This window comes from Sphingobacterium faecale, from assembly GCF_016746095.1.
Classification (GTDB): domain Bacteria; phylum Bacteroidota; class Bacteroidia; order Sphingobacteriales; family Sphingobacteriaceae; genus Sphingobacterium; species Sphingobacterium faecale.
This window is the reverse complement of record NZ_JAERTY010000008.1, coordinates 153,159-166,270: the sequence shown is the minus strand read 5'-3', so window position 1 is coordinate 166,270 and position 13,112 is coordinate 153,159. Positions and strand designations below refer to the sequence as shown.

The 13,112-nt window shown below is 41.7% G+C and carries 12 protein-coding genes and 4 tRNA genes; 12 read left to right on the top strand and 4 right to left on the bottom strand.

Annotated elements, in window-relative coordinates:
• Positions 1-63: 63 nt before the first annotated feature.
• The 3 genes from JKG61_RS14595 (at position 64) to JKG61_RS14585 (ending at position 2,193) form a co-directional block, all read left to right on the top strand.
• Positions 64-145 (top strand) — tRNA-Leu (locus tag JKG61_RS14595).
• A gap of 73 nt (positions 146-218) precedes the next feature.
• A complete protein-coding gene (locus tag JKG61_RS14590; RefSeq protein WP_202103691.1) occupies positions 219-1,556 on the top strand; it encodes a trigger factor in 1,338 nt (445 codons plus the stop codon).
• 76 nt (positions 1,557-1,632) lie between these two features.
• Entirely contained in the window at positions 1,633-2,193 is a 561-nt protein-coding gene (locus JKG61_RS14585) for a GNAT family N-acetyltransferase (RefSeq protein ID WP_202103690.1), read from the top strand.
• On the opposite strand, the gene JKG61_RS14580 is transcribed toward JKG61_RS14585, so the two are convergent.
• The 4 genes from JKG61_RS14580 to JKG61_RS14565 form a co-directional block, all read right to left on the bottom strand.
• On the bottom strand, positions 2,190-3,659 hold the full coding sequence (locus JKG61_RS14580; RefSeq protein ID WP_202103689.1) for a DUF3943 domain-containing protein: 1,470 nt from the start codon (positions 3,657-3,659) through the stop codon (positions 2,190-2,192). The genes JKG61_RS14585 and JKG61_RS14580 overlap by 4 nt on opposite strands.
• Before the next feature lie 218 nt (positions 3,660-3,877).
• On the bottom strand, positions 3,878-4,591 hold the full coding sequence (locus JKG61_RS14575) for a pirin family protein (protein WP_021069844.1): 714 nt from the start codon (positions 4,589-4,591) through the stop codon (positions 3,878-3,880).
• 182 nt (positions 4,592-4,773) lie between these two features.
• Positions 4,774-5,343 (bottom strand): Crp/Fnr family transcriptional regulator, encoded by a 570-nt coding sequence (locus JKG61_RS14570; RefSeq protein ID WP_202103688.1) that lies wholly within the window; start codon positions 5,341-5,343, stop codon positions 4,774-4,776.
• A gap of 5 nt (positions 5,344-5,348) precedes the next feature.
• Entirely contained in the window at positions 5,349-7,496 is a 2,148-nt protein-coding gene (locus tag JKG61_RS14565) for a prolyl oligopeptidase family serine peptidase (RefSeq protein WP_202103687.1), read from the bottom strand.
• Positions 7,497-7,669: 173 nt separating this feature from the next.
• Between JKG61_RS14565 and JKG61_RS14560 the strand changes: the two genes are divergently transcribed.
• The 9 genes from JKG61_RS14560 to JKG61_RS14520 all read left to right on the top strand — a co-directional run bounded on the left by JKG61_RS14560 (position 7,670) and on the right by JKG61_RS14520 (position 13,042).
• Positions 7,670-8,419 carry a UDP-2,3-diacylglucosamine diphosphatase gene (locus JKG61_RS14560; RefSeq protein ID WP_202103686.1) on the top strand — a complete coding sequence of 250 codons (750 nt, stop codon included), beginning with the start codon at positions 7,670-7,672 and terminating at the stop codon, positions 8,417-8,419.
• Entirely contained in the window at positions 8,407-8,970 is a 564-nt protein-coding gene (locus JKG61_RS14555; RefSeq protein ID WP_202103685.1) for a Crp/Fnr family transcriptional regulator, read from the top strand. Before JKG61_RS14560 ends, JKG61_RS14555 begins: the two co-directional genes overlap by 13 nt.
• A gap of 91 nt (positions 8,971-9,061) precedes the next feature.
• Positions 9,062-9,391 carry a DMT family transporter gene (locus JKG61_RS14550; protein ID WP_021069839.1) on the top strand — a complete coding sequence of 110 codons (330 nt, stop codon included), beginning with the start codon at positions 9,062-9,064 and terminating at the stop codon, positions 9,389-9,391.
• Positions 9,392-9,559: 168 nt separating this feature from the next.
• Positions 9,560-10,633, top strand: a complete 1,074-nt coding sequence (gene prfA / locus JKG61_RS14545; RefSeq protein ID WP_021069838.1) for a peptide chain release factor 1 — start codon at positions 9,560-9,562, stop codon at positions 10,631-10,633.
• A gap of 73 nt (positions 10,634-10,706) precedes the next feature.
• A tRNA-Asp gene (locus tag JKG61_RS14540) sits at positions 10,707-10,780 on the top strand.
• A gap of 63 nt (positions 10,781-10,843) precedes the next feature.
• Positions 10,844-10,917, top strand: a tRNA-Asp gene (locus tag JKG61_RS14535).
• A gap of 32 nt (positions 10,918-10,949) precedes the next feature.
• Positions 10,950-11,023: transfer RNA gene (locus JKG61_RS14530), tRNA-Asp, on the top strand.
• A gap of 334 nt (positions 11,024-11,357) precedes the next feature.
• Entirely contained in the window at positions 11,358-11,948 is a 591-nt protein-coding gene (locus JKG61_RS14525) for an RNA polymerase sigma factor (RefSeq protein ID WP_202103684.1), read from the top strand.
• A gap of 5 nt (positions 11,949-11,953) precedes the next feature.
• The gene (locus JKG61_RS14520) at positions 11,954-13,042 is read left to right on the top strand and encodes a S1C family serine protease (protein WP_237249486.1); all 1,089 of its coding nucleotides are present in this window, start codon (positions 11,954-11,956) and stop codon (positions 13,040-13,042) included.
• The last annotated feature ends 70 nt before the right edge of the window (positions 13,043-13,112 follow it).

The window sequence follows — 13,112 nt, the reverse complement described above, 5'->3', positions numbered from 1 at the left end:
TAAAAAAGGCTTGACAAATATCGTTTTGAGTTCTATCTTTGTAGCACAAAAGAAATCCTAACTGCGGAAGTGGCGTAATTGGTAGCCGCACCAGACTTAGGATCTGGCGCCGCAAGGCGTGGGGGTTCGAGTCCCTTCTTCCGCACTTGATATCCTCCCGACCAAAATACATCGGGGGGATTTTTTTTATAATGCGAAAATAACGCTTAAAGAAAAGTATGAACATTTCACATCAGAAAATCGATGATATCAGCGCAAAAATCAGCGTTGATTTAACACCAGAAGATTATAATCCTGCAGTCGACAAAGCGATTAAAGATCAAGCAAAGAAAGCGAAATTACCAGGATTCCGTCCTGGAATGGTACCTGTAGGTCATATTAGACGTACTTACGGTAAAGCTATTTTATTTGATGAGATCAACCGCGTTGTAAATGAAAAGATTTCAGCCTATATCACAGAAGAGAAACTTGAAGTATTGGGACAACCTCTTCCAGTAGATGCTGAAGATGAAAACAAATACAATTGGGACTACAAAGACACGTTCAATTTCAACTATGAGATTGGTCTTGCTCCAATTTTTGACATTCCTTTCACAGCAGAGACCGAGTTTGTTGAGTATGATATCAAAGCTGATGATGCTACATTAGTCGAGCGCACTAAAAACTTACGTCGCAGCTACGGTAAAATGACTAACCCAGAGGTTTCTGAGGAAGGTGACGTATTATACGCGACATTAAAACAAGAAAAAGAAGACGGTATCGAAAAAACTACGTCTGTACGTACGGATGTAATCGAAGACGCTAAAATTAAAAAATCTTTAGTAGGTCTTAAAAAAGACGATACAGTTAAAATCGATATTAAAAAAGCATTCAAAGTTGCTGATATCGCTCGTATCTTAGGTATTACCGAAGAAGAGGCTGAAAATCTTGATGTAACTAAATTCGAACTTTCGGTACAGAACATCAACCGTTTAGAAGAAGCTGATCTAAATCAGGAGTTCTTCGACAAATTGTTCCCAGAAGGTGAAGTAACTACTGAAGAGCAATTCAACGAAAAAGTAAAAGAAGAAGTAGAAAACCTATTCAAGCAAAACTCTGCGCAGAAGCTACGTAACGATATGTACACTTTTGGTATGGAGAAAGTAGAAGCTAAATTCCCAGAGGATTTCTTAAAAAGATGGTTACAGGCGACTAACCCTAACCTTTCAGCGGAAGAAATCGAAGAAGGTTTTGCAGACTTCGTGAACAACTTGAAATGGACGATCATCGAGAACAGAATCGTTACAGCAAACAACTTGGAAGTTAAATACGACGAGGTTGTTGACTTAGCAAAAGAGCGTATCTACGGTCAAATCAAGATGTACAACATCAACGAAGAGCCTACAGATGAGCAATTGGGTCAGTTTGCAATGCAGCTTCTATCGGATAGAGAGCAAGCAAACCGCCTATTCGAAGAAGTAAAAGCACTTAAGGTTTTTGATCACTTGAAAACTACTGTTAAGACAAAATCGAAAAAAATAGATTACGATAAGTTTGAAAAACTAGATAACAAATAAGTAATCTTAACGATAAGAGAAGGGCTAACAGGTATGTTGGCCCTTTTTTTATAGATATAACAATAAAACAAAAAAAATGCAGATCCGTAAAGCAAATAAAGAAGATGCCTCGCAAATAGCAGGGCTGATGATACTTGCGATGACCGAAATCGTATATCAGTTTATTGGGAAAGAAGACTTCGAAGAAGGCAAACGTTTTCTGAGCGATCTTATACAACGGGAAGACAACCAGTACTCCTATCAGTATATTTTCGTAGCGGAAGATAAAGAAGGGATATTGGGACAGATATGCCTGTATCCAGGCGCACAACTCGAAGCGCTACGCAAACCGGTTTTAGCGCATATCAAAACCCGCTACGCCATAGATTACCAGGTTGCCAACGAAACCCAGGCTGGAGAAATATACCTGGATACTATAGCGGTAAGTTCGTTGGCCCAAGGAAAAGGTATTGGCAAACTACTCATCAACTACGTAATTGATGAGTTTGTCCACAAAAAACAAGAGGTCTTGGGATTGCTTGTCGATTTTGACAATCCAGATGCCAAACGGCTATACGAAAAAATGGGATTTGTCGTGCAGCGCGAGATCTCCATTTTTGGCAAAAGGATGGAACATATGCAATACCGTCAGGCCTAAAACCGGATATTATAGCCGATGGAAACCGATCCAAACGGAAATTCCCGATAAAAATCGGGATACTTTTCGTCTCTGAATTCGCCTTGAAGGGAGAAATAGCCTGATCGTAGGTTAATGGACCATCGTTTGAAAACACGTAAACTGCCCTCGACAGTACCTGCATGCAAGATGTAATAAGACGGGGTACCGCTGATCGTATAAAAAATACCGCCATTGTAATCTGTTGTAAATAACAGTCGGTTCAATAGACTGAGCTCCCCTTTAAAACGATAAGAGGCTCCAGATCCATAGTTATAATTACGACTGGCACCGTACAACAAATAGGGATCAGGCACTGCTGCCAAAAGAACAGCCCCTACCCCCAGACTTAGATTCAGCTTATTATTTTTTTTGTAAGTAAACTCGGACAGCCAGTTATAGTTTAAACTCTGTGCTCCATAGAAAAAAGCATCGTTATTATAAAAATCGTAGTGTGCATTCAGAGTTCCGAAATGATCTCCTTTCTTCGTTTTAAAGAATTTGGCACCATACAGTAGCGCATGCACATTGACGGCATTGATAAAAGTACTGTCACCACTCCCCACTTCAAGATTGACCGAAAACTGATCAAAAGGTCGCTTATAATTGTGCTCACCGTTACTGTACTTAAAGCGTAACCTGGTATAAAAAGAATCTTTCCCCTTAGATAAAAAATCTCCTTCCTTAGCATCGAAACGCCTAAATCCAGCATCAATCTCTGCACTGATCACCGAAGAGTCAACCAGATAATAATCATCTACACGCTTACCCCATTTGCCATCGAGTAAACGATTCAGACTATTGACCGGATTTACCAATAGTGCCACAATCTCATTGCCCACAACGTTATGCCCATGCCGACTCCGGGCCAAGATATTACGGGATACCCGATGGGTCATCTCCCCCAGAATAATTCCGCCAAAGGTCGTATTGACCAGATCATTGATTGCAGGGTGCTGTGTCTCCCCTGCCGTCTCCCAGATATAAGAGCCTGCAAATGTCGCTATACTGGATTGGTAAAAATTATATCCATTGCTTCGGAAGGCATTAAAGTACAGCTGACCGTGATAAGGATGGTCGATCTGATTTGTCGTAAATTGATTATCATCCCAATCCCAAGCACTTAGTCGCTGATGCTGAATGAAATTCTTGAACGTGATATAGGAATAGGGATCTTTGGTTATAAAACGGTTAAAGGTTGCCGGAAAAGCCTGGGTCAAGAACCACTCTGTACCGGCTCGCCAAAAATGCTTGGGACGCTTCGGATCAAGCGGTCTGATCAACGAATCTTGAATCTTCAAATCTATAGGTTTCCATAACGGCCGGGGAAATACAACGGAATCAATTGCCGACGCCGGTAATGAATCTACGCTATGCACTTCTGCAGCCGCTCTCGTAAAGCTGATGTGCAACACGGCAAGAAACAATAGCAATAGACCTGTTCTCATTAGTATTTTTTTATTTTTTAGAAGTAAACATCATATGCTTTCTGTGGGTTCCTGTCATCCCTCCTTCTCCTAACAGAAACAAGATTGAAAAAGCATTGTTTGTCGGTTGCGCTAAATTTATAAAATTTGTACTAATGCTATGTTATAGAAAAGACATTTTACGAAAACAGAGGCTATAAAAGCAGCCTCTGTTTTACTACATCAAATCTTTTGTCTCTTTAAAGCATAGGAACTTCAATAAGCAATAAGGAACTTCCCTTCGTAGCACGTATTGTCATACGATCTGCCTCGGTAACACCTATAGCATCTCTTCTCGACAGTACACTTCCTTCGACTTCAATTGCTCCTTCCAGGACAAATAAGAAGACGCCATTGCCTTTTGCTTTCCATACATACTCGACCTCTTTGTCTTGATCTAAATCAACCATATGAAACCACGCGTCCTGATGTATCCAAGCACCTTCATCATTCGGATCAGGCGAGACAAGCTGTTGAAATCTGTTTTTCCTATTTTCCGGATCTAAACGGATCTGATCGTAACGGGGTTCCACATTCTGTTGGTTGGGAAACAACCAGATTTGTAAAAATTTTACAGGATCGGTTTCGCTTGCATTAAACTCGCTGTGCTGTATGCCCGTTCCTGCGCTCATAACCTGAATCTCGCCAGGCTGTATCGTACCACTGTTACCCATGCTATCCTGATGCGCCAGCTCGCCTTCCAATGGAATGGATATAATCTCCATGTTATCATGCGGATGCCGGCCAAAGCCGTTGCCTCCAGTTACATAATCGTCGTTGAACACGCGGAGCGCACCAAAATGAATGCGTTCAGGATCATAATATCCTGCAAAGCTAAATGTGTGCGCACTCTTTAACCAACCATGATCAGCATGTCCCCGACTATCGGATCTGTACAAAACTGTATGTGCCATTTTTCCTCCTTTTATTGTGTATTACAAATATACGCAGTAACAGGCCACACCATTCTTAATATAGATTAATAAAACTTTCATAATGTTATTGAATCACCAACAGACATGAACCGATCCCCATGTTATCGGGAGCGCTCTTGAAAAAATGGGCTACCTTGGAGTAAGGCAGCCCATTTTTGAATCTAGTATTCGCCTCTCAGCTTGCTGAGAAACTCCGGCGTGATGCCTATATAAGAGGCGACCGATTTTTGAGATATCGTATTGATCAGCGTAGGGTACATCGTACAAAACTTCTCGTACCTGACCTTGGCCGGAAGACTGAGGTAATTTATCGTTCGAAGGTTGCTCGCTGCCAGTGCATTTTCCGTTAGAATTCTAAAATATCTTTCCAATTTGGGAATACGATCAAAAATACTGACTTGACAAGAGCGGCTCAACAACAAAACTTTCGTTTCCAGTAAGGCATCAATGTTCAATTCGCTGGGCTGACTTTTTACAAAAGAATACATATCTGATATCCACCAATTCGCCGGAGCAAATTGCAAAATATGTTCAAAGCCATTTCGATCAACGGCATAAGACCGTAAACACCCCTCCACCACAAAAGCAGAATATTGGGCAATTTCACCAGCACGATGCAAAAATTGCTTCCGCACCAATGTCTTTTCACGCACCAGTTCTACAACGATACTTTCTTCCTCTGCCGACAGTGGGGTGATACTGTTGATGTGTTTTATAAGATGATCAACCATGGGTATTACTTAATTTCACTATAGCTCATTCCCATATTTTGGAACATAAATGCCCATTTGTCCGCGTGCTCGGCAATCTGCATAGCCGTTGATTTACCGGCTCCGTGTCCGGCTTTGGTATCGATACGGATCAATACCGGATTGTCTCCTACATTATACTCCTGTAGACGTGCGGCAAACTTGAAAGAGTGGGCCGGAACCACCCGGTCGTCGTGATCTGCCGTCATAACCATAGTTGCTGGATAGGCGGTATTCGCTTTAAGCGCATGATAAGGAGAATATTTGTACAGATACTCGAACATCTCTTTGCTGTCGTCCGCCGTCCCATAGTCAAATGCCCAACCTGCACCAGCTGTAAACTTATGGTAACGCAACATATCCAACACCCCTACGGCCGGAAAAGCTACTTTAAACAATTCAGGTCGCTGGGTCATACATGCTCCGACCAATAGACCTCCATTGGATCCTCCTGCAATAGCAAGCTTCTCAGAAGAGGTATATTTTTCATGGATAAGATATTCTCCAGCAGCGATAAAGTCATCGAAAACATTCTGTTTTTTCATTTTTGTACCGGCGACATGCCAATTTTCCCCATATTCGCCTCCTCCTCTCAAGTTTGCTACGGCATATATGCCGCCTTGCTCCAAGAGAATAATATTCGCCGTGCTGAATGATGGCGTAAGGCTGATATTAAACCCACCATAGCCATACAGCAACGTTGGGTTGGTACCGTCTAATTTGACTCCTTTTTTGTGCGTGATGATCATAGGTACTTTTGTTCCGTCTTTAGAAGTGTAAAATACCTGCTTGGATTCGTACTGGGACGGATCAAATTGAATCGCCGACTTTTTATAGACAGCAGATTTGCCAGAAGCGATATCATAGCTGTATATCGTCCCGGGGTTAACATAAGAGGTAAAGCTATAATAAAGGGATTTATCCGCTTTTTTGGCAGCGAATCCACTGGCAGTACCTACACCTGGCAATGTAATCTCACGCTCCAATTTTCCCTCACGGTCATACTGCTGTACCAATGAAGTTGCATCTTTCAAATAAGAAGCAAAAATCTTACCACCTCCTATAGAAGGGCGTAACACATTTTCAGTCTCAGCGATCAGATCTTTCCACCCCTCTGGTTTCGGATCAGCAAGCACTGTTTCTACGATCTTACCATTGGGTGCGCCCAGCTCCGTATAAATAATAAAACGATCGCCATCATTGTCTAAGACAGCATGATTTTTCTCAAAATTGTCCACAATGGTAACGAAATCCGCTGTCGTATCAGCGAGATCTTTGACATACAACTCGTTGCCTGAAGTGGTATTGGCCGCTGTTACTACAAGGAAACGCTCGTCTTCAGTCAAGCCTGCACCGATATAGCGTCGTGGTGTCTTCTCGCCACCAAATACCAATTCATCCGCGGCTTGTGCGGTATTCAGTTTATGAAAATAAAGCTTATGCTGATCGGTCATCGCTGAAAGTGCAGAGCCCGATTTAGGTTTGTCATAGGAACTGTAGTAGAACCCTTCATTCCCGCGCCATGCGAGGCCACTGAATTTGACATCGATCAAGGTATCTCCTACCACACTTTTGTCTGCAGCATGTAATACAATGACCTTGCGCCAATCCGAACCACCCTCGGATATCTGATATGCCACGAGCGATCCGTCTTTACTAAAGTTGATATCAGCTAAAGACGTGGTACCATCTGTAGAAAACTTGTTCGGATCCAAAAAGACTTCCTCTGTACCCTCATCACCTTTTTTACGGTAGAGTACGGACTGATTTTGCAAACCATCATTTTTATAAAAATAAGTATAGTCACCTTCTACAAACGGAGCTGAATATTTCTCATAATTCCATAATTTCTCCAAGCGCTGTGTGATGGCTTCCCGAAAAGGGATCTGTTTGAGGTAATGCTGTGTTACTTCATTCTCAGCCGCTACCCACGCCTTAGTCTTGTCGGACATGTCGTCTTCAAGCCAACGATAAGGATCTTCTACTGTAATCCCAAAAAAATCATCCTTTTGGTCGACCTTTTCGGAGACCGGATACGGTTGTAGTGTAATATCTTTCACGGAGTCAATCTGTTTATTTTGTTGACATGCTACCAATGCCATGGACAGCATCATAAAACCAATATTTTTTGTCATAATCGATCATTGTTTCTAACAAAACTAACGAAATATTTCTGGCTTTAAAACTTTCATAGGCTATTCGGAGAACGTCTTACAGGCAATTCACAGTACCTGATCAGACCGGAGCAGCAATGCTGCTCCGGAAAGCTGTTTGTAAAATCAGGGCATTTTGGTAGTTTTACACCAACATGCAAATTGCTAAAAGAATATATTTCGCTTCCGATTTTCACCTGGGCTCTTACCCTAGGGAACAGTCCGAGAGTCGGGAAAGAGAAATTGTGAAATGGCTTGACCATATCAAACAGGATGCCTCCGAGCTTTATCTGGTAGGAGATGTATTTGATTTCTGGTTCGAATACCGTACTGTCGTTCCCAAGGGGTACATTCGATTTCTTGGCAAGCTGGCCGAGCTGGCTGATCTGGGCATTAAAATAACGTTCTTTAAGGGCAACCACGACATGTGGATGTTTGGCTATTTAAAAAAAGAAATCGGAGCTACTATTGTAGACAATGAACTCGTGCTGAACCTAAACGGCAAGACCTGCTATGTACACCACGGGGATGGCCTGGGCCCTGGAGACAGGAAATACAAAACTCTGAAGAAAATATTTAGGAGTTCTTTCTGCCAATGGCTTTTTGCACGTCTACATCCCAATCTGGGTATAGGAATAGCGCAGAGATGGTCCAAACATAGTCGTATTTCCAATGGCAATGATGAGCAGTTCTTGGGCGAAGATAAAGAGTGGCTTATCCAATACGCAAAGGAGGCACTAAAAACACAGCACTACGACTATTTTGTTTTTGGTCATCGACACTTTCCTTATGAGCTTGAAATAGGAGCTGGTTCTAAGATCATCAATTTGGGGGAATGGATCAATTATTATACCTACGCTGTATGGGACGGCCACAGCCTTAATCTGGAACGATGGAACTCGTAGAAGCAATCCAACAGATATACGCACTACCCATGGATGAACTGGATCGATTGGTCCGGATTACGGAGCGGATCCAATTGGAGAAAAACAACATCCTGATTGACAAGGATAAAACCGCCAAATATATTTACTTCCTGACCGAAGGTATCTGCCGCATCTATTATCCAAAAGAACAGAAAGAAGCGGTTTTGGATTTTTGCTTTCCCGGAGATTCTATCCTTTCACTGAACAGTTATATACACGGAACACCTGGCTATGAGATTGTCGACACTTTGGAAAACTGTGTCTTATATCGGATTCCTGTATCAAAACTACAACGACTTTACAACCAATCGCTTCCTATTGCCAATTGGGGAAGAAAGCTTGCCGAATTAGAAACTTTGAAAATCGAGCAGCGCTTGATGCAAACGCTTTTTAAAACGGCGGCAGAGCGTTACGGTGATCTGTTGACCAAAGAGGCTAACGTTGTGCAACGCATCAAACTGGGGTATATTGCATCTTATTTGGGCGTGACCCAAGTGACGCTTTCGCGGATCAGAGCCGAGATCAAGTAACGATGGCCTAAAACCGTATACTCAAGAGCTCACTTTTTTAACAATTGTTAAAAAATATGTGTAGCGAAACCAGCACCTTTGCACAAAAAAAATGAACTGGATATTTTTAATCTTGGGCGGACTCTTTGAAGTAGGGTTTACGACTTGCTTGGGTAAGGCCAAAGAGGCTACTGGCAGCGCTTCTATGTTGTGGTATGCTGGATTTGTAGTCTGTTTATTCTTAAGCATGGGATTGCTTATCAAAGCTACACAAAGCCTTCCTCTGGGCACGGCTTATGCGGTATGGACGGGCATCGGAGCCGTGGGCACGGTATTAATGGGAATTATTTTCTTTAAAGAGCCTGCCGAGTTTTGGAGAATATTCTTCATTTTCACTTTAATCGCCTCTATAATAGGACTGAAAGTTGTGTCAAGTCATTAATAATTCCTTCTTTTTAAACCATATTTTTCAGTATTTTTGCACTCTCTAAAAGGACGCAATACCTTTTGGATGCAAAACCCTCCGAGGGATATCCTCTTTAAACAGGATATATAAGGGCTATTTTAAGCTATTTGCCCCCTTGGTGGTTAATACTTATCAAACAGAACTATGTTAGAAAAACTACAAGCGATTAAAGAACGGTGGCAAGAAGTGGAAGCTGAACTCAGCAATCCAGATACCATTAATGACATGAAGCGTTTTGCAAAATTGAACAAGGAATATAAAGACCTATCAAAAATTGTAGAACAGTACCATATTTACAAGAATATAATCAGCAATATAGACACCAATAAGGACATATTGGTCAATGAGAAGGATCAGGAGCTAAGGGAGATGGCCAAGGAGGAACAAGATATCCTACTGGTCCAGCGAGAAGAGAAAGAGGAAGAAATTCGTCTGATGCTAATTCCAAAAGATCCAGAAGACTCCAAAAATGCGATTATTGAAATCCGTGGCGGTACCGGTGGTGATGAAGCAGCACTATTTGCAGGAGATTTATACCGCATGTACACCCGTTATTTTGAAACCAAAGGCTGGCGCAACGAGGTAATGGATGTTACAGAAGGTACATCCGGTGGGTATAAAGAGGTTATCTTAAAGGTAATCGGTGAAGACGTATATGGACAATTGAAATATGAGTCTGGAGTACACCGCGTACAACGTGTCCCGGATACAGAGACACAAGGCCGGGTACATACATCCGCTGCATCCGTTGCCGTCCTTCCGGAAGCTGAAGAAGTGGACGTGGAGCTCAACCCAGGTGATATTGAAATGCATACCTCCAGATCGGGTGGTGCCGGAGGTCAGAACGTAAACAAGGTAGAAACAAAAGTGCAATTGACGCACAAGCCTACCGGAATCGTTGTTGTCTGTCAGGTTGAACGTTCCCAATTGGCCAACCGAGAATTGGCGATGGAGATGCTTCGTACGAAACTTTACGAGATAGAACTGAATAAAAAGAACGGCGACATTGCTGCAAAAAGAAAGACTTTGGTTTCTTCAGGTGACCGTTCCGCAAAAATCCGTACCTATAACTATCCGCAAGGAAGATTTACAGAGCATAGAATTAACTTGACTACCTACAATTTATCGACAATTCTAGACGGTGATATACAGCCGATTATAGATGCATTACAGTTTGCTGAAAACGCTGAAAAGATGAAGGAGGGCGCTACAAACTAAGTTTTTTTTAAAAAAAATTAGGATTTATATAAATAAGCGCTATATTTGCACACCTTCTCACAAGAAGGGTTTAGGTCTGGTAGTTCAGCTGGTTAGAATACATGCCTGTCACGCATGGGGTCGCGGGTTCGAGTCCCGTCCAGACCGCTAAAAACAAAGAAAAGAATCGTCTTTTCATCGTTCTTAAAAATAGTAATAATAAAGAATTTAGGTCTGGTAGTTCAGCTGGTTAGAATACATGCCTGTCACGCATGGGGTCGCGGGTTCGAGTCCCGTCCAGACCGCTAAATATCTTTAACAACAATTAAAATTCTTAGGTCTGGTAGTTCAGCTGGTTAGAATACATGCCTGTCACGCATGGGGTCGCGGGTTCGAGTCCCGTCCAGACCGCTAAGAAAACAATAAAGGTGTCCATTGAGGATGCCTTTTTTTGTTTTCTCCCTCCACCTATTTCTCTTCAATAAACCTCTTTTTTTACAAAAGACAACATACTTAAACAACAAGTTATTCGTTAACAAGTCTATAGCATTTTTTTAAGAGCCTCATTCGTATTTCATCAAAAATACTGTTAGGTTTGGTTAAGTATTTTTACAAAAGTGCGTATATTCAAGGTCAGAAAGCATCCCAGTCCGAGATTAAAAGCTTTAAGAAAGGCAGGAAACTATTTTTCTTTATTAATTTCACAAAGACAAGGGTTACTATTTGAATTTTAAGGTATTAATAAGTGAGTAAGATAAGACAAATACTTCCCACAGAAATTTCAGACCAGGAGATTGTCGATGGGGTATCAAAAGGAGATAGCAGAGCTATCAATAAGATCTATAAGATCTATTTTCCTTTGATATCACGAATGATCGTTAACAACAGTGGATCTGAGGATGAAGCGAAAGATATCTTTCAGGAAGCGGTGATGGTATTGTACGATAAGATTACTCAACAAAAATTTGAGTTAAGTAGTAAACTTGGAACTTTTTTATACGCAGTATCCAGAAGACTTTGGCTGAAACAGCTGACACGAAAAGGAAATTCGGCCAATACATCTGATATTTCTGATTTTGAAGATCTCTTAGGTATAGAGGATGATCTGGAGCGACACGAGGAAACGGAGCTGAAGTTTGATCAGATGAATAAGGCACTATCACAATTGGGCGAGCCTTGCCAGACCCTCCTGAAAGACTTCTATATTGCGAATATGTCCATGCAAGACATACGGGACAAATTTGGTTATACCAACACCGACAATGCAAAGACACAAAAGTACAAATGCCTACAACGGCTCAAAAAGATATTTTTTAATTCATCTCTTGAAAAGTGAGTAGTATGCAAAGACATGATTTTATCGAGTGGGCCGATCAATATTTACGAGGCGAACTTACTGCTGAAGATGCTATAGCATTCGAGAGCTTCTGTCGGACAGAGCCCAGTTATTCGGAAGTATTTGAACAGCATCGTTTGTTTGTACAGGACTTAGAAAAGAACGAGATGCGCCATGCATTCCAACAGGCGCTCATCGCAGAAGGGAATGCTTTTGAAGCAACTAAATATCATAAAACAGGTCAAAAGACAACGTCGCTATGGAGTAAGCTACAGGTAAATGCTGGAGTCGCTGCAGCGGTGGCCTTGATTTCTGTTTTTTCTACCCTATGGATCACGGGATATTTCGCAAACATCAAAAAAGCAAATACGGATTATAGTGCGTTGCGCCGAGAGATGAACTCTGTCAAAAAGAACGTGACCGAACAGCATAAAGCCATACAAAACATTAACAACGACAAAAATAAGAACTCGTCCTCCATACACTTCGGTGCAACCGGTTTCATGCTGACCCGTGATGGATATGTTGTCACTAACTATCACGTGATCAACGGTGCAGACTCTGTACACCTTCAGAATGTAAAAGGACAGGCCTATAAGGCGCAGATTGTCTACACCGATCCGCAAAAAGATCTTGCGATCTTACACATCGCCGATCCAAGTTTTAAAATTTTGAAGAATATACCCTACACATTCAAGAAACAAAGTTCAGAACTGGGTGAGGATATCTTCACACTGGGATTCCCTAGAGACGAAGCGGTTTATGGACAAGGGTATTTAAGTTCGAATACAGGGTATGCCGGCGACACTATAGCGTACCAAATTTCCATCCCTGTCAATCCTGGAAATAGTGGGGGCCCTGTACTGGACAACCAGGGAAATATTATTGGAATCATATCAGGTAAGCAAAAAGGAATAGATGGTGCTGCATTTGCGATCAAAACTAAAGAACTTGTAGAAACACTCAACAAGATCCCCGCAGACTCGCTAAAAGGCAACATCTTCTTAAATAATAAAAACATGCTATCAACGCTCCCACGGACGGAGCAGATCAAGAAACTGCAAGACTACATCTATATCGTAAAGGTCTTTTAGTCAAATTTGTTTCAATAAATCAAAACCAGGATTATCTCCAATTAGGTTATACCTAGGATAATCCAAATAG